Here is a 15,856-nt window from a genome sequence, read left to right on the forward strand (position 1 = left end):
CGCCCCCACTCCCAAGATCTATTCCGCCTCGTCGCGATGGCGCTCGAACAGACGCTGCGCCAGCAGCGCATGGCCGAGCGTGCCGCCGGCGCGGACCGCCGCCGCGATCAGGGCAGCTTCCGCGACCTCCTCCCGCGAGGCGCCGGCCCTCGCCGCCTGCGCTGTATGCACGTCGAGGCAATAGGCGCATTGCGTCGTGAGGGCGACCGCGAGCGAGATCAGCTCGCGGTATTTCGGCGGGATCAATCCGTCCTTGCGCTCGACCGCATGGTTGAACGCCAGGAACGCGTTGGCCTCGACCGGGGCCAGCGCCACGAAGGCCGGAACAGATTTCAGATCGTCGGGGCTTTGATAATTGCTCATGTCTCATCTCGTCAGATATTCGCGCATCAAGGCCCGGGCGCGATGCAGGCGGGCCTTCACGGTCTGCCTGGTCGCACCGAGCGCGGCGGCAATGTCGTCGATCGTCATTTCCTTGACGTCGCGCATCAGCGCAACATCGCGATAATGCGGCGGCAGCGCCTCGAACGCCGCAGCCACGTCGAGCCGCAGATCGGCCTCGGGGCGCGACAGCAGCAGCGCCTCCGCCTCGCTCTCATCGACCGCGAGCACGAGGCCCGCCTTGCGGGCCAATCGAAGACATTCGCGGCGGACCACGCTGAACAGCCAGGCCGAAAACGCCAGCAGCGAGCGGATCGTGCCGACATGCCGGAACAGGATCCACAGCGCCTCCTGCGCCGCGTCCTCGGCATCGGCCGAGCTGCGGCAGGTCGCGCGGGCATAGCGGCGGATGTCGGGCTGCGCCGTCTCGAGCAGGCGCGCGATCGCATCGGGATCGCCGAGCCGGGCGGCCTCGAACAGGTTCGGCGAGATCGCAGCCGCACTCACGACACGCCCCCTCGCCCGATCCCGGCCATCGCGCACATCGGGCAATAGCCGACGAGCCCCGTCAGCGCGAAGCCGGCGCCGGCCAGCGCAACCAGCCACGCCGTCGCACCCGCCAGATAAATGAATGCCGCGACCGCCACCGCGACGCCCAGGGCGATCCGAACCGCCTGATGCAGGCCGCCGATGTTCTTCCTGTAAAATGCCATTGCATCCTCCGAGATGAGCCGAGGCTGACTGCCTCGACTACCAAGAGGGCGCGCGCGCTAAAAAGGATTCGCGGCGGGCGACAGTTTTTCCGGAGGTCAGCCTCCGGCGGCCTGATAAGCCAGGCGCTTGAACTCGAAGAAGAACGGATTCCAGAACCCCATGTAGCGCTGGGCCATCAGCACGCCTGCGGTATTGGCCTCCGGGCAGATCCACCAATGGGTGCCGGCGAGACCGCCCCACTGGAATTCGCCGGTCGAATTCTCGGGATCGAACGGCGTCGGCGCGAAGGTGACGGCGCCGCCGAGGCCAAAGCCTTTGCCGGGGATCGGGCCGAGATTGGCAAAACGGATGGTCTGACCTGCCGGCAGCTGGTTCGTCATCATCTGCCGCAGCGTCTCCGGCTTCAACAGCGCGTCCGACACCGGCAGCAGCGCGCGGACCAGCGCGAGCATGTCAGGCAAGGTCGAGACCAGACCGCCGCCGCCCGAGAGCCGCGGGAACGGCCGCCGATAGGCTTGCGGAAACGGCAGATTGTCGGCGCGGGTCAGGCCCGGCTTCATGGGATCGAGCACGTCGGCGCCATTGTAAAGGGCGACCAACCTGCCCTGCTGCGCTTCCGGAACGTAGAAGCCGGTGTCGGTCATGCCGAGGGGATCGAAGATGCGCGCCTTGAGGAAGGCATCGAGGGATTTGCCCGAGACAACCTCCACAACGCGGCCGAGCACGTCGGTGGCAACAGAATATTCCCACCCCTCGCCGGGATGATAGGACAGCGGCAGATTGGCGAGGCTGTCGATCATGTCGGAGAGCGGCGTCAGCGGATTGAGCACCCGCGCTTCGTTGTAGCCTTTGAACAGCACCGTGCCGGGATCGAAGATGCCGTAGCTGAGGCCCGCGGTATGGGTCAGGAGCTGGCGGATCGTGATCGGGCTCTTTGCCGGCTCGACATCGGCAAGGCTCGCAGCGCCCTGCTTCAGCACCTTGCGATTGCCGAGCTGCGGCAGGAATGTCTCGATCGCGTCATCGAGGCCGATGCGCCCTTCCTCGACCAGCAGCATGATCGCACAGGTGACGAAGATCTTGGTGTTGGAAAACGCGCGGAAGATATGATCGGGCCGCAGCGCGGCGTTCGCCTCGCGGTCGGCAAAGCCGACGCATTGCTGGTCGACCACCTCCCGCCCGCGCAGCACGGCCCAGGATGCGCCCGGAATGATCTCCTGATCGACGTAGCGCTGCATCGCCGTCCGTACGGCGGAAAAATCGGTCGTTCTGGCGTCCATGCGTTTCCCCAATCTTGGTTGGGTTGGATATAGCGGAAATTCGCAGGAAATGAAGGGCGCCCCGTGGAGCGCCTATCCTTCCCGCATAAACGCCGTCACGTAGAGCCGACGCCGGATCCGCATGCCCTGCCGCTGATACAGCGCGATCGCGGAGGTGTTGTTCGAAAACACGTGCAGGAACGGGATTTCGCCGCGCGCCTCGATTCGCCGCGCGACCGCCGCCAGCAGCGCCTGGGCATAGCCGCGCCCACGATAGTCCGGGTGCACGCAGACGGCCGTCATCTCGACGAACTTTCCCGGCTTCATCCGCTCGCCCGTCATTGCGACCAGTTCGCCGCCGACGCGGATGCCGAGGAACGTGCCGAGCTCATGGGTACGCAGCGCGAATGGACCCGGCTTCGTCAGCTCCACCAGCGCCACCATCGCGGGCACGTCTGCCGCTCCCAGTGTGACGATCTCGGAGTCGCGCAGCGGACTGTCGGCGGGCGATCCGATCATCTGCTCGCCTGTCTCGGCCAGCACGACCTTGAAACCGGCGGGCATCTCGACCGGCTCCGGCGTGAACAATGCGGCGACCTGCGTGCCTGACAAGAGATCGCGCAGCGCGGCAAAGCTCGCTGCGGACATGTCGGCCATGTCGGCGAACGGCGTCATGTCGACGGGATAGCGCAGCGCTCGCGGGCCGCCCTCGGCCAGATGCTTGTGGCTGGTCGTCAACGCGCTCCAGATCGGATGATCCAGCAGCGTCTCATCGCTATCGGACACTGGCCTAGTCCTTGTCGAAGCTGACGATGACGGCGGCGTTGGCGATCAGGATGGGGTCGTTGGCCACTTCCGTGGCCGAGGGGATCTCCAGCCCGCCCTTGACCGCGGTGACGGTCACCGTGCCGTAAGGCAGCTCCTTCGCAACCGCATCCTTGTCCACCGCCTCGGGGTTGGGCACACCGATCGTGACATCGACGAACATGTCGTTCGCGGTCTTGCCGATCATCCGGAAGAAGCCGAGGCTTGAATGCCTGATGGCATCCGACACCGCGCGCTTCGCCGCCTTGGTGGCGTCGCGGCCGTGGACGTCGACGCCCATGCCCATCTCGGTGACACAACGAACGCGGGTCATGTTGTTATTCCTGTGGTTGGTTAGGTGAGAGAGTGTCGGCGATCGGAGAGCGCGGCACAAGTTGTTGTCGTGATGTGACGAGGACGGAGCACGGGCTACCCATGACCCACATGAAGATCACCCCAACGCAGGTCTGAGCCGCGTCGGCCAACCGATCCTGACAAGTGTCTCGTCCGGCCCGTTGAGCGCGAACTCGTACATGCCCCAAGGTTTATCTGTCGGCCCTTCGGGTTCGATCATCTCCCCCGCAAACGCCTTCGCAAGCTGATCGACATCTTCGCGGTAGAGGTATAGCCCGAACGGGTTTCGGCCCGGCACCAACCAGCCATCCACTGCCGCTTGGAGATGAATGTCGCCACCGCGACCGTCGCTCATCATGCGGTAGTCATCCGGGCCACCCTCGACCTTAAAGCCGAGTCGCTCAAAGAACCGTTGGGCAGCATCCAGATCGTTGCAGGGCAGGATGGCTGTAAGGCGTTGATTCATCCGATCACCAATTCCAATTGCCCCCACCTCTCCTATTTCTACCGCGCCCGCAGCTCATCGACCAGCACCCGCACGTTCTCCGAATAGTCGATGGGGATCACGACCAGGTGCACGCCGCCCTCTTTAAACGCGGCATCGAGCGTCGGAGCAAAACCGTCGATGCTCTCGATCCGATGCCCCTTGGCACCATAGGCCTTCGCATACAGGACGAAATCCGGATTGCCGAAGGTCATGCCGTAATCGGCGAAATGATCCACCGCCTGCTTCCAGCGGATCATGCCGTAGGCGTTGTCCTCCAGCACCAGCACCACCAGATTAAGCTTGAGGCGGACAGCGGTCTCCATCTCCTGGCTGTTCATCATGAAGCCGCCGTCGCCGGCGACCGCGAGCACACGCCGGTCGGGATAAAGCATCGCGGCCATCATCGCCGACGGCAGGCCTGCGCCCATGGTCGCCAGCGCATTGTCGAGCAGCAGCGTGTTGGCGAGGCGGGTACGGTAGTTGCGCGCGAACCAGATCTTGTACATGCCGTTGTCGAGCGCGACGATGCCGTTTTCCGGGATCACCTGCCTGAGGTCGTGCACGATGCGCTGCGGCGTTGGCGGCCAGCGCGCCTCGGTGGCGCGGTCGGCAATGTGCCCCAGGATCTCTTCGCGCAGCGGCAGCAGCGCCGCAGCCTGCGGCAGCTTGCCTTCCAGCCGGTCGGCGAGCAGCTCCAGGCTCGGGCCGACGTCGCCGACCACCTCCGCGTCTGGAAAATAGACCTGCTCGACGCTGGCCGAGGTGTAGCTGACGTGAATGACCTTTGGTCCCGAGGGGCCCATGATGAAGGGCGGCTTCTCGATCGGATCGTGCCCGATGGCAACGATCAGGTCGGCGGCGTCGATGGCATCGTGGACATAATCGCGCTCGGACAGCGCGGCTGTGCCCATGTAGAGATTGGTGCCGCCGGGCACCGTGCCCTTGCCCATTTGCGTCGTGAAGAACGGAATGCCGGTGCGCCGCACGAAGCTCGCGATGCCGTGGGTCGATCGCGGCCGGCTGGTCGCCGCGCCCATCATCACCAGCGGATGCTTTGCGGCCAGGATCATCTCGGCCGCACGGTCGAGCGCGCCGCGATGGGCGACGGGAATCTCGATCGGATGGACTGGGATCACGGGGACGGCGGACACTTCGTCGCCGGCGATGTCTTCGGGCAGCTCGAGATGCACCGGCCCGGGCCGCTCCTCCATCGCGACGCGAAACGCATCGCGCACCACGGTCGGAATGCTGGAAGCGCTGACGATCTGCCGCGACAGCTTCGTCAACGGTTTCATGGTCGCGACCACATCCACGATCTGGAAGCGCGCCTGCCGGCTGCTCATGATCGGCTTCTGGCCGGTGATCAGGATCATCGGCATCGCGCCGAGATGCGCATAGGCCGCGCCGGTCGACAGGTTGAGCGCACCGGGGCCGAGCGTCGACAGGCAAACGCCGGGCTTGCCGGTCAGCCGCCCATGGGTGGCGGCCATGAAGGCGGCGGCCTGCTCGTGGCGCGTCAGGACGAGCTCGATCCTGGACGTGCGCAGCGATTCCACCACATCGAGATTCTCCTCGCCGGGGACGCCGAAGATGCGATCGACGCCCTCATTCTCCAGCGCCGCGACAAACAGGTCCGATCCTTTGACTTTCCGTTCCTGTCCGCTCATGTCGCCTCCGCTTGCTGCTGATCCCTGTGGTGAGGGAGCGGAGGCATCGTAGCGGTCTGGAACAGAGTCACAACTCACAAAGAGGCGCGATCGAGGCGCAAATGTTTGTTCCGTCATCTGAGGTGCGAAGCGTGCGATGCCAAGCATCGCAAGCGGAGCCTCGAAGGATGGACGCGCCGAGATGCAGCCGGGTCGTCGCCCTTCGAGGCCTCCGCTTCGCTCCGGCACCGCAGGGTGACGGTCATAGATTGGCGGCAATGCAAGCTCTCGCAGCCCGGACCGCGCTACGCTCCGTCAGGGCTACGAAGCCTCGCCTCGGCAAAGATGCCTGAGATCCAGTCGAGGAAGATACGCAGGCGCAGCGCGAGCTGGCGGTTCTGTGGGTAGAGCGCCGAGAGCGGCGTGGGCGATGGCGGATGGTCGGCCAGCACCTCGACCAGCGCGCCGCTGGCGAGATCCTCCGCAAAGCGATAGCGAGGCGCCTGCGCCAGGCCGAAGCCGAGCCGCGCCAGATCGGCCATGGTGTCGGAATTGTTGACGCGCACCCGGCTCGGCAGCACGATGTGGCGAAGCGCGCCGGCGACGGAAAATTCCAGCGGCAGCACATCGCCGGTGCGCGAGGAGACAAACGCGACCATCTGGTGACCGTCGAGCGCATCAGGCGTTGCGGGCACGCCGTGGCGGGAAAGATATTCCGGGCTCGCCACCGTGATCTCGGCGATGGTGCCGAGCCGGCGCTGGATCATGCCGCTGTCGCCGGGCTCGCCCGACCGGATCACGCAATCGACGCCCTCCCGAACGAGATCGACCAGCCGGTCGCCCTGCCCGATCTGCAATTCGAGCTGCGGATAGCGGGCAAGGAATTCCGGCAGATGCGGCAGAATGAAGGTGCGGGTCAGCAAAGGATGCGCATCGATACGAAGCAGACCGCGCGGCCGCGCATCACGCATCGCGCTTTCGGCGTCCTCGACCTCGGCGAGGATGGCGACGCAGCGGCGATAATAATCCTCGCCGTCGAGCGTTGGAGTGACATGTCGCGTCGTACGTTCCAGCAGGCGTGCGCCGAGGCGCGCTTCGAGGCCGCGCAAGACCTCGCTCGCCGTGGAGCGTGGAAGGCCAAGGTCCGCAGCCGCGGCCGTAAAGCTCCGCCGTTCCACGAGGCGGACGAACAGGCGCATGGCGTCAAATCGGTCCATGGGCGATTGTTCATCATATCCGACAAGTGATGGCAAGTCGCGGCTGATTATCCGGCTAAAGCGATCAGCTATGTCTCGGGTCGAAAGACATCGAGGAGACCTGCCATGACCCATCAACTTCAGCGTGCCGCCGTCGTCACGGGCGGCTCCCGCGGCATCGGCGCGGCGATCGTCCGCCGGCTGGTCCGGGACGGAATTGCGGTTGCGATCAACTACGCCAGCGGCCGCAGCGCCGCCGATGCGCTCGTGGCCGAGATCGAGTCCGCGGGCGGACGCGCCATCGCCGTGCAGGCCGATCTTGCCGATCCGGCAACGCCGGCCCGGCTGTTCGATGCCGCCGAGCGCGCCTTCGGCGGCGTCGATGTCCTCGTCAACAATGCCGGTGTGATGGAGCTCGGGCCGCTCGCTGAAATGACCGACGAAGCATTCACGCGGCAAATGTCGGTCAACCTCGACAGCGTTTTCCGCTCGATGCGCGAAGCGGCGCGGCGGTTGCGCGACGGCGGCCGCATAGTCAGCTTCTCCTCCAGCGTCGTCGGCCTCTATCAGCCCGGTTATGGCGTCTACGCCGCGACCAAGGCCGCGGTCGAAGCCATGACGCATGTCCTCGCCAAGGAGCTCGGCGGCCGGCGCATCACCGTCAATGCCGTCGCGCCCGGACCGGTCGAGACCCGGCTCTTCCTCGAGGGCAAGAGCGAGCAGCAGGTGCGCGCGATCGCCGCCATGAACCCGTTCGGCCGCCTCGGCCAGCCCGACGACATCGCAGGGCTCGTCGCCTTCCTTGCCGGAAACGACAGCGCCTGGGTCAACGGCCAGGTCATCCGCGCCAATGGCGGCGTGATCTGACGCGACACGAATTCAAACCGGAGAGATCATCATGCCTTTCGCCAACATCAAGATTCCTCAAGTCGCGCTGTCGCGGGCCCAGAAGACGGAGATCGTGCATCGGCTCACCGCGCTGTTCGCCGAATATTTCGGCGAAGCGGCACGACCGCATACGATGGTGCTGATCGAGGAAGTCCCCGACGGCGGCTACGGCCGCGCCGACGAAGTGTTCGTCGTTCCCGTGGCCTGGCGGGCCAGCGACGCTGGCGTCACGCCGCCTTCAGGCTGAGCTCCTCTATCGATAGCACGCACGTTGCAAGCCGCGCGCGGCGTGCTATCGCTCCTGCAATGACACCCAGGACCTTCGAGACCCGTTGCCTGCGCCTGCCCGCCGTCACCAAGGTGGTACAGTGGGAGGGCACCTCCGTGTTCAAGGTCGGCGGCAAGATGTTCGCGCTCGGCGGCGGCTTTGCGGCACGCTCCGGCGGCTACATGTTCAAGACCTCGAACATGGCCTATGCCATGCTGATCGAGCACGGCCTGGCGCGGCCGGCGCCCTATCTGGCACGCGCCAAATGGGTGCAGCTCGTCAGCAACAACGCCCTGCCCGACGCCGAGCTCTCAACTTATCTGGTGCAGGCCCATGCATTGATCGCGGCGAAGCTGACGCGGTAGATCCGCAAGGAACTCGGGCTCGACTCGCCGGACGCCCATCGGCATGACGATCACCGCGTGCAGCACATGGATCGCTCGCGGCGACATTGAGCTTTCATCCGTCCTCGATATACTGCCACTCCTGGATTCGATTTGGGACTGCGACGTGGCGATTGATCTGAAAGCGGTCGAGCAACTCGCCACCGATCAATCCTCGCTCAAGGCCGCCGCCGGCCTTGCCAAGCCTGGCAAGTGGTCCGGCGTCGGCGCAAGTGGCGACGGCGCGCTGATCTGGGGTGAATGCGCGGGCTCAGGCGCCAATCCCTATCGCGTCATGGCCGACCTGCGCGACCTCGGCAACAAGTGCACCTGCCCGTCGCGTAAATTTCCCTGCAAGCACGTGCTCGGCCTGTTGTGGCTGAATGCGGAACAGGTCGTGCCGTTCCCGCCCGCCGACACGCCGGCCTGGGTCAGCGATTGGCTGGGACGTCGGCGCGGCACGAGCGCGGCAAAACCGGCAAACAATGCGCCACAAGGCGGCGAGAAGGATCTGCGTGCCGCGCGCACCGACGAACCTGACGTCGCCGAGGACCCGAAGGATGTCGCGCGACGCGAGGCCCAGGCGGCCAAACGCACCGAGGAGACCGAACGCGCCATCCTCGATGCGCTGGATGCGCTCGAGCAATGGATCGGCGATCAGCTCCGCATGGGATTGGCAGGCTTCATCGACGATGCCACAGCACGCTGCCGGCGGATCGCGGCGCGGCTGGTCGACGGCAAGGCCGCGGTGCTCGCCGGCCGGATCGACGAGCTGCCGTCCCGCCTCCTCGCATTGCCCACAGGCGATCGGCCGCGCGGCGCCGTCGTCGAGCTCGGCAAGCTGGTCCTGCTCGCGCGCGCCTTCCGTGCCGCGCCGCGCGATGCCGAGACGAGGCGCGCCGTCGCTGCGTCCGAAACGCGCGAGACGGTGCTGGCCGACCCGCGAGCGCCGCGGGTCGATGCGCACTGGGAGGTGCTGGCCGAGCAGGTGCAGACGCGCCGCGACGGTCTTGTGTCGCAGACGACCTGGCTGCTCAATCTGTCCGCCGCAGGTCCGCGCTTCGCAATGCTGCTCGACTTCTTCCCGGCAAGCACCGGACGGCGCGGCTCGGTGTTCACGCCCGGCGAGCGTTTTTACGGCGAGCTCGTGTTCTATCCGTCGCAACAGCCGCTTCGTGCTCTGCTCGTCCGGCGCGATGCCGGGGGTGAGCTGCCGCCCTCGGAATGGCCCATGGCGGATGTAACAATATCCGACGCGTTGACGCGCCCGCTGCTGGCCGAGCCCTGGGCGATCGAGATTCCGTTGCTGCTGCCGCAGGGCCGGATCGCGCGCGACGATGCCGGACACAATTGGTGGCGATCGACCGATGGCATGGCGACACTGCCGATCGCCTCCGAGGTCAGTAGCCTGCTTTGCGGCACTGACCTCACGCGTACCGCTGCGATCTGGTCGGGCAACCGGCTCGCGATCCTCGCCGCGCAGACCCCTTGGGGGCGGATCGGCGGTCATGACTGAAGTCATCGAGGCCGAGACGATGCTTGATGCCATGGGCGCGGTGCTGACGCGCTGGACGATGGGATCGGCGGCCGCGCCCGCGGCGGCCTTCTGGCGCGCCGAGCTCGGCGACGATCCCACTGAGGCCGAGTTGCGACTGCTCGCTCTGTCAGGCCAGTTTCTCGGCGCCGCGGTGACGATGGAGCCGGCCGCGACACTGCGCGTCCTGCCCGATGTTCCCGCGTTGACCTTGCCGACCCTGCCGGAGCCCCTGCGCCCGCTGGCGCGTCGAATCCTCGCGGCGAAGAAACAAGCGCAGTCCGGGATCGAACTCGTCCACTTTCTCGCAGCGCGCGGCTGGACCATGCATCCCGGCGACTGGATGCCCGCGGCCGCCGACGACGATGCGCCGGACGTCTACGCAACTTGGCGCGACTGGGCCGCGATCGCAGCGGCCGACGGCGCCGCGCGGCGACAAACGAACGACCGTCTCACCGCCGACAATTGGGAAGACTTCTGGCCGGCCGCGCGCAAAGCGGCACTGGCCAAGCTCAGGCACGACGACCCGTCCGCGGCACGTGCGGTACTCGAGGCAAGGCTCGCCGGCGAGACCGCCGACACGCGTTTGCGCCTGCTGTCGCTGCTGTCGGAGCGGCTGTCCGATGACGACGTCACCTTCCTCGAAGGCATCGCAGCGAACGATCGTGCGCCCAAGGTCAAGGCGCTTGCGACCTCACTGCTCGGGCGGCTCGGCCACGGCCCTGCGAGCGGCGAGGACATCGCCGAGCTTGCGGGCTTTTTCTCGGTGAAGACCAAGGGGCTGCTGCGCCGCTCGCGCGTGGTCCAGGCCGAACCGCCCAAGACGCCGGCGCAATGGCAACGCCGCAAGGCACTGTTCGAGGGCGCCGATCTCGCCGCCTTTTCCGGCGCGCTCGGTCTTGCGCCGCAGGAGCTGATCGCCGCTTGGGATTGGAACGTGGACCACGCCGCCGATATGGCCCTGATCAATGTGATCGTCTCGACCGGGACCGATGCGCATGTCACGCAGGCAGCGGACGCCATCAGCCAAGGCGACGCGACCGGCCTCATTGCTGCGCTGGCGCCACGGCTCTCCCCCGCCGAGCGCGCAGGGCATGCCGAAACTGCGCTGCACAGTCACGGCATCAGCTTTGAACTGGCGCAACAGGTCGCAGGTCCGGCGGCACGCCTGGATGATCCGCTCTCCGCACCAGCGGGCAAGACGCTGCTTGCCGCGCTTCAGCGCGACGATGCGAAGCCCTCCGACCAATTCGCAGAGCTCCACGCTCTGGGCCTGATCGCCTCGCGCGATGGCGCGCAACGATCATTGCAACGACTGACCGGCGCAGGCCTGCTGCAAGGCGACCCGCGTCTCGACATGCTGCGGCTCAACGCCGCGTTGGACGACAACGGAGCGAATCCATGAGCGAGAAACTGCGCTTGCCCGCCGAGGACAGCTACGCCGCGGAGCTGAAGGCGCTGGCCGCGGGCGACGGACATCGGCCCCCAGGCTGGACGCTCTCGCCGCGGCAGGTCGTGACCTATCTCATGGGCGGCAAGGCGGCCGACGGGACCGTGATCACGCCGAAATATGTCGGCGACAAGCGGCTGATCGAGACCGCCGTTGCGACGCTCGCGACCGATCGCGCGCTGTTGCTGCTGGGCGTGCCCGGCACGGCCAAGTCCTGGGTGTCCGAGCATCTCGCCGCCGGCATCACCGGCAATTCGACGCTGGTGATCCAGTGCACGGCGGGCACCGACGAGAACCAGATCCGTTACGGCTGGAACTATGCCCAATTGCTCGCGCACGGGCCGAGCCGCGAGGCGCTGGTGCCGACCCCGCTGATGCGGGCGATGGAGAGCGGCAAGCTTTGTCGTTTCGAGGAGCTGACGCGAATGGGCAGCGACGTGCAGGACACGCTGATCACCGTGCTGTCCGAAAAGATGATGCCGATCCCCGAGCTCAACACCGCCATCTATGCCCAGCGCGGCTTCAACATCATCGCGACCGCCAACAACCGCGACAAGGGCGTCAACGAATTGTCCTCCGCGCTCAAGCGCCGCTTCAACGTCGTCGTGCTGCCCCTGCCCGACAGCGCCGAGGAGGAAGTCGCGATCATCGTCAAGCGCGTCGGCGAGATGGCGCAGAACCTCGATCTGCCGGCGCCGAAGAACGTCGCCGACGAGGTGGCACGGGTCGTCTCGATCTTCCGCGAGCTGCGCTCGGGCTCGACGGAGGACGGCAAGGTCGCGCTGAAATCGCCCTCGGGCGGACTGTCGACGGCAGAGGCGATCGCGGTGATGATCGGCGGGATCAGCCAGGCGACTTTCTTCAACGACGGCAAGCTGACGCCGGAAACGCTCGCGAGCAACATGATCGGCGCGGTCGTGAAGGATCCGGTGCAGGACACCGCCGTGCTCGGCGAATATCTCGAGACCGTGCTGAAGAAGCGGCGCGGGTTCGAGGGCTACTACGCTTCGCTGACCGATCTGATCTGACGGCACGGCGCGCGATGGCAGGCGAAGTCTCGCTCTTCGGCATCCGGCATCACGGCCCCGGCTCGGCACGGCGGCTCGTGGAAGCTCTTGATGCTCTGAGGCCGGTGGCGGTGCTAATCGAGGGCCCGGCGGATGCCTCCGAGTTGCTGCCGATGCTCGCCGACCCCGACATGGCGACGCCGGTGGCCCTGCTCACCTACGCCGAGGACAATCCGGCGAACGCCAGCTTCTTTCCCTTTGCCGACTATTCGCCGGAATATCAGGCCGCTTGTTGGGCGGTGCGTCACGGCGCGGTCCTGCGGTTCATCGATCTGCCGGCATCGGATCGGCTGGGTGCGACCGCCGGCGACATCGCGGAGGAGATCGCGGCAAGGGCCGAGGCCGACCCGGTCAGCCGCGATCCGATCGGCGCGCTCGCGAGCGCCGCCGGCTATGACGACGGCGAGTCCTGGTGGTCCGACGTCATCGAGGAAAATCCCGCGACGGGACCGATCTTCGCGGCCGTCGCCGACGCGATGACGGCGCTGCGCGCGGACGAGAAATCGCTGCCGGCCCGCGAGGCCGCGCGCGAGGCGCATATGCGCATCGAGATCGCGAAGGCCGCAAAGGACCATGACGGCGCCATCGCAGTCGTCTGCGGCGCCTGGCACGTGCCGGCGCTCGCCGAGCGCCGCAGCCTTACTGCAGATCGCGAATTGCTGAAGGGCCGGCCGAAGACGAAAATCAAGGCGACCTGGGCGCCCTGGACCGCGCCGCGCCTGGCGCGCGAGAGCGGATATGGCGCGGGCGTGGTGGCACCGGGGTGGTGCGCTCACGTCTGGGACACCCGCGAGCGCGATCGCGCCGCCAAGTGGCTCACCAAGGTGACGCGCGTGCTGCGCGATCGCGGCCACTTCGTCTCGACCGCCTCGGTCATCGAGGCACAGCGTCTGGGCACTGCGCTCGCCGCGCTGCGCGGCCGCCCTGGACCGGGTTTCGCGGAGCTGCGCGAGGCGGCGATCGCCTGCCTCTGCAATGGCGAGCGCGCCGTGTGGGACGACATTTCCGCCGAGCTCCTGATCGGCGCCGGCGTCGGCGCGATCCCGGCGGCAACCCCGCTCGCGCCCCTGCTCGAAGATCTTCAGCGCCAGCAGAGGGCGACGCGACTGAAGCCGGAGGCGCTGGAGCGGCCGCTGACGCTCGATCTGCGCAGCGACAGCGGCTTGATGCGCTCGACGCTGCTGCACCGGCTGAACGCGCTCGATGTGCCCTGGGGACGGTTGACGGACGCAGGCCGCAGCCGCGGTACATTCCGCGAGAACTGGCAGTTGCGCTGGGAGCCCGAATTCGCGGTCACGCTCGTGGAAAATCTGCTCTACGGCTCGACCATCGCGGAAGCCGCCGGCGGACGACTGAGCGAAGCGATGGGCAAGGAAGCCGAGCTTGGCCCGCTGGCAAAGCTGGTGCGCAACGCCATGATCGCCGACCTGCCGCGCGCCACTGAATTCGGCATCGCCGCACTGGAGAGCAAGGCGGCGCTCACGAGCGACGGACAATCGCTGCTGGACGCGCTGCCGCCGATGGCCGACATCCTGCGCTACGGCGAGGCGCGTGCCGGAACGGTCGAGCATCTGGCGGCGCTGATGCCGCGCATCGTGGTGCAGGCCGCGCTCGCTCTGCCCTATGCAGCGCGCAATCTGGACGCGGCTGCGGCGGCCAGGCTGCGCGGCGCGGTGCTCGCCGCCGACGCCGCGATCCAGCTCGCCCAGATCGAGACAAGCGTGGTGGCCGGCTGGCGCGATGCGCTGGCCGCGCTGCTCAACGACGACCAGGCCACCCGGCTGATCGCCGGCACGGCGGCGCGGCTGCTCTACGAGGCCGAGCTTTTGACCGCCGATCACGCGGCGGACCTGCTGACGCGGATGCTCTCGCCCGGCACGCCGGTCGCGGAAGCCGCCGGCTTCTTCGAGGGTTTTTTCGAAGGCGCCGGCCAGCGGCTGATCCACGACGCGACGCTTCGTGGCGCGGTCGATGCATGGTTGATGACGCTGGACGAGGAGGCCTTCACTGCGAGCCTGTCGCTGTTCCGCCGCGTGTTCTCGGCGCTGGACCGTAGCGAGCGCAGGCGGTTGATGGACGCGCTGTTCGCGCGCCGCGCCGATGCCGCCAGGGGATATCGGCTGCTCGCCGGCGCAAACGAGATCTGGCCCGCACATCAGGCGCGCGTGCTCGAACTCCTCACGCAGAGAGCTGCCCGATGAGCGAGGCCGATGAGCGCAGCCGCCGCTGGACACTGGCCCTCGGCGTCGACACCGAGGGCGCCGAGAACGGCCCTGCTCTGTCCGCAAGTGATCGCCGCATGTCGGAAGCGCTGACGGCGCTCTACGGCGACGGCGACGAGGCGCCGAAAAAGGGGCGCGGCGGCCTCGGAGGCTCGGCACCGCGCGTCGCCAAATGGCTCGGCGACATCAGGGAGTTCTTCCCTGCCCCTGTGGTGCAGGTGATCCAGAAAGATGCCTTCGAGCGCAAGGGTCTGCGCCAGATGCTGCTCGAGCCTGAATTCCTTGCTACCGTCGAAGCGGATGTGAGCCTGATCGCCGATCTGGTCGCGCTGCGGGGCGTGATGCCGGAGAAGACCAAGGACACCGCCCGTGTCGTGATCGCCAAGGTGGTGGCCGAGCTGATGGAGCGGCTCGAGCGGCGCACCGCGGACGCGGTCCGCGGCGCCTTGAACCGATCGCTCCGTACAAATCGCCCGCGCTTTGCCGACATCGATTGGCCGCGCACCATCAAGGCCAACCTGCGCCATTACCAGGCCGAGCACCGGACCGTGGTGCCCGAACGCCTCATCGGCTTCCTGCGCCAGCAGCGTCGTATCGTCGATCTCGACGAGGTGATCCTGTGCGTCGACCAGTCGGGGTCGATGGCAACCTCGGTGGTCTATGCCTCGATCTTCGCGGCGGTGATGGCGTCGCTTCCGGTGGTCGCGACCAAACTCGTCTGTTTCGACACCGCGATTGTCGACCTGACCGAGGAACTCGCCGATCCCGTCGAGGTGCTGTTCGGCGTCCAGCTCGGCGGCGGCACCGACATCAACCGCGCCGTCGCCTATTGCGAGGAGCGCATCGAACGGCCGGCGAAAGCGCATCTGATCCTGATCACCGACCTTTATGAAGGCGGCAACGCGAACGAGCTGGTCGACCGGCTGGCGCGACTGGCAACGCGCGGGATCAACGTGATCGTGCTGCTGGCGCTGACCGACACGGGTCACCCCTCCTACGATCCCGTGCTGTCGGCGAAGGTCGCCAATCTCGGCATTCCCGTCTTCGCCTGCACGCCGGACCAGTTCCCGGATCTGATGGCAACCGCGCTGAAACGCGAGGACGTCGCCGGTTGGGCCGCCGACCAGGATATCAAGCTGATCCGGCCGGAATCCTAGAGGCGAACAGCCGGCGGAATTGACGTTGACACGATATCTGACTAAA

At 66.9% G+C, this 15,856-nt stretch carries 17 protein-coding genes; 8 read left to right on the plus strand and 9 right to left on the minus strand.

The genetic code is table 11. From position 1 onward, the window contains the following. Nucleotides 1-18 precede the first annotated feature (18 nt). From RPS27_RS27495 to RPS27_RS27535, 9 genes are all read right to left on the minus strand, one after another. Nucleotides 19-363 carry a carboxymuconolactone decarboxylase family protein gene (locus tag RPS27_RS27495; protein WP_194402518.1) on the minus strand — a complete coding sequence of 115 codons (345 nt, stop codon included), beginning with the start codon at nucleotides 361-363 and terminating at the stop codon, nucleotides 19-21. A 3-nt stretch (nucleotides 364-366) separates the two neighbouring features. Next, a complete protein-coding gene (locus tag RPS27_RS27500; RefSeq protein WP_194402519.1) occupies nucleotides 367-888 on the minus strand; it encodes an RNA polymerase sigma factor in 522 nt (173 codons plus the stop codon). After that, a complete protein-coding gene (locus RPS27_RS27505; RefSeq protein ID WP_194402520.1) occupies nucleotides 885-1,094 on the minus strand; it encodes a DUF2892 domain-containing protein in 210 nt (69 codons plus the stop codon). The genes RPS27_RS27500 and RPS27_RS27505 overlap by 4 nt, the downstream gene beginning before the upstream one ends. Nucleotides 1,095-1,190: 96 nt before the next feature. Next, complete coding sequence (locus RPS27_RS27510) at nucleotides 1,191-2,375, minus strand: serine hydrolase (RefSeq protein ID WP_212066036.1); 1,185 nt, start codon at nucleotides 2,373-2,375, stop codon at nucleotides 1,191-1,193. 72 nt (nucleotides 2,376-2,447) lie between these two features. Beyond that, the gene (locus RPS27_RS27515) at nucleotides 2,448-3,140 is read right to left on the minus strand and encodes a GNAT family N-acetyltransferase (RefSeq protein WP_212066035.1); all 693 of its coding nucleotides are present in this window, start codon (nucleotides 3,138-3,140) and stop codon (nucleotides 2,448-2,450) included. A gap of 4 nt (nucleotides 3,141-3,144) precedes the next feature. Continuing rightward, nucleotides 3,145-3,492 (minus strand): Lin0512 family protein, encoded by a 348-nt coding sequence (locus RPS27_RS27520; RefSeq protein WP_212066034.1) that lies wholly within the window; start codon nucleotides 3,490-3,492, stop codon nucleotides 3,145-3,147. Nucleotides 3,493-3,609: 117 nt separating this feature from the next. Next, entirely contained in the window at nucleotides 3,610-3,978 is a 369-nt protein-coding gene (locus RPS27_RS27525) for a glyoxalase (protein WP_211417425.1), read from the minus strand. Between the two features lie 38 nt (nucleotides 3,979-4,016). Further along, nucleotides 4,017-5,666: an acetolactate synthase large subunit gene (locus tag RPS27_RS27530; protein ID WP_212066033.1), complete on the minus strand. Its 1,650-nt coding sequence runs from the start codon at nucleotides 5,664-5,666 to the stop codon at nucleotides 4,017-4,019. Nucleotides 5,667-5,950: 284 nt separating this feature from the next. After that, the gene (locus RPS27_RS27535; RefSeq protein ID WP_212066032.1) at nucleotides 5,951-6,862 is read right to left on the minus strand and encodes a LysR family transcriptional regulator; all 912 of its coding nucleotides are present in this window, start codon (nucleotides 6,860-6,862) and stop codon (nucleotides 5,951-5,953) included. A gap of 105 nt (nucleotides 6,863-6,967) precedes the next feature. Here RPS27_RS27535 and RPS27_RS27540 point away from each other — a divergent pair, with 105 nt between their 5' ends. The 8 genes from RPS27_RS27540 (at nucleotide 6,968) to RPS27_RS27575 (ending at nucleotide 15,810) form a co-directional block, all read left to right on the plus strand. Further along, nucleotides 6,968-7,708, plus strand: a complete 741-nt coding sequence (locus RPS27_RS27540) for an SDR family oxidoreductase (protein ID WP_212066031.1) — start codon at nucleotides 6,968-6,970, stop codon at nucleotides 7,706-7,708. A gap of 31 nt (nucleotides 7,709-7,739) precedes the next feature. Next, nucleotides 7,740-7,976, plus strand: coding sequence for a tautomerase family protein (locus RPS27_RS27545; RefSeq protein WP_212066030.1), 237 nt, complete (start codon nucleotides 7,740-7,742; stop codon nucleotides 7,974-7,976). Nucleotides 7,977-8,035: 59 nt separating this feature from the next. Beyond that, nucleotides 8,036-8,362 carry an MmcQ/YjbR family DNA-binding protein gene (locus RPS27_RS27550; protein ID WP_212066029.1) on the plus strand — a complete coding sequence of 109 codons (327 nt, stop codon included), beginning with the start codon at nucleotides 8,036-8,038 and terminating at the stop codon, nucleotides 8,360-8,362. Nucleotides 8,363-8,507: 145 nt separating this feature from the next. Next, on the plus strand, nucleotides 8,508-9,896 hold the full coding sequence (locus RPS27_RS27555; protein ID WP_212066028.1) for an SWIM zinc finger family protein: 1,389 nt from the start codon (nucleotides 8,508-8,510) through the stop codon (nucleotides 9,894-9,896). Then, nucleotides 9,889-11,319: a DUF5691 domain-containing protein gene (locus tag RPS27_RS27560; protein ID WP_313754720.1), complete on the plus strand. Its 1,431-nt coding sequence runs from the start codon at nucleotides 9,889-9,891 to the stop codon at nucleotides 11,317-11,319. The genes RPS27_RS27555 and RPS27_RS27560 overlap by 8 nt, the downstream gene beginning before the upstream one ends. Next, nucleotides 11,316-12,392 carry an AAA family ATPase gene (locus RPS27_RS27565; RefSeq protein ID WP_212066026.1) on the plus strand — a complete coding sequence of 359 codons (1,077 nt, stop codon included), beginning with the start codon at nucleotides 11,316-11,318 and terminating at the stop codon, nucleotides 12,390-12,392. Before RPS27_RS27560 ends, RPS27_RS27565 begins: the two co-directional genes overlap by 4 nt. A gap of 14 nt (nucleotides 12,393-12,406) precedes the next feature. Further along, entirely contained in the window at nucleotides 12,407-14,632 is a 2,226-nt protein-coding gene (locus RPS27_RS27570; RefSeq protein WP_212066025.1) for a DUF5682 family protein, read from the plus strand. Continuing rightward, nucleotides 14,629-15,810 carry a VWA domain-containing protein gene (locus tag RPS27_RS27575; protein WP_194402532.1) on the plus strand — a complete coding sequence of 394 codons (1,182 nt, stop codon included), beginning with the start codon at nucleotides 14,629-14,631 and terminating at the stop codon, nucleotides 15,808-15,810. Before RPS27_RS27570 ends, RPS27_RS27575 begins: the two co-directional genes overlap by 4 nt. Nucleotides 15,811-15,856 lie beyond the last annotated feature (46 nt).

This window comes from Bradyrhizobium sp. WYCCWR 12699, from assembly GCF_032144035.1.
In the GTDB taxonomy this organism is placed as follows: domain Bacteria; phylum Pseudomonadota; class Alphaproteobacteria; order Rhizobiales; family Xanthobacteraceae; genus Bradyrhizobium.

Bases quoted from the DNA above. Each gene is read 5' to 3' on its own strand.
- RPS27_RS27495 (WP_194402518.1), bottom strand. From the start codon at position 363: ATGAGCAATTATCAAAGCCCCGACGATCTGAAATCTGTTCCGGCCTTC.
- RPS27_RS27505 (WP_194402520.1), bottom strand. From the start codon at position 1,094: ATGGCATTTTACAGGAAGAACATCGGCGGCCTGCATCAGGCGGTTCGG.
- RPS27_RS27510 (WP_212066036.1), bottom strand. From the start codon at position 2,375: ATGGACGCCAGAACGACCGATTTTTCCGCCGTACGGACGGCGATGCAG.
- RPS27_RS27520 (WP_212066034.1), bottom strand. From the start codon at position 3,492: ATGACCCGCGTTCGTTGTGTCACCGAGATGGGCATGGGCGTCGACGTC.
- RPS27_RS27525 (WP_211417425.1), bottom strand. From the start codon at position 3,978: ATGAATCAACGCCTTACAGCCATCCTGCCCTGCAACGATCTGGATGCT.
- RPS27_RS27530 (WP_212066033.1), bottom strand. From the start codon at position 5,666: ATGAGCGGACAGGAACGGAAAGTCAAAGGATCGGACCTGTTTGTCGCG.
- RPS27_RS27535 (WP_212066032.1), bottom strand. From the start codon at position 6,862: ATGGACCGATTTGACGCCATGCGCCTGTTCGTCCGCCTCGTGGAACGG.
- RPS27_RS27540 (WP_212066031.1), top strand. From the start codon at position 6,968: ATGACCCATCAACTTCAGCGTGCCGCCGTCGTCACGGGCGGCTCCCGC.
- RPS27_RS27545 (WP_212066030.1), top strand. From the start codon at position 7,740: ATGCCTTTCGCCAACATCAAGATTCCTCAAGTCGCGCTGTCGCGGGCC.
- RPS27_RS27550 (WP_212066029.1), top strand. From the start codon at position 8,036: ATGACACCCAGGACCTTCGAGACCCGTTGCCTGCGCCTGCCCGCCGTC.
- RPS27_RS27560 (WP_313754720.1), top strand. From the start codon at position 9,889: ATGACTGAAGTCATCGAGGCCGAGACGATGCTTGATGCCATGGGCGCG.
- RPS27_RS27565 (WP_212066026.1), top strand. From the start codon at position 11,316: ATGAGCGAGAAACTGCGCTTGCCCGCCGAGGACAGCTACGCCGCGGAG.
- RPS27_RS27570 (WP_212066025.1), top strand. From the start codon at position 12,407: ATGGCAGGCGAAGTCTCGCTCTTCGGCATCCGGCATCACGGCCCCGGC.
- RPS27_RS27575 (WP_194402532.1), top strand. From the start codon at position 14,629: ATGAGCGAGGCCGATGAGCGCAGCCGCCGCTGGACACTGGCCCTCGGC.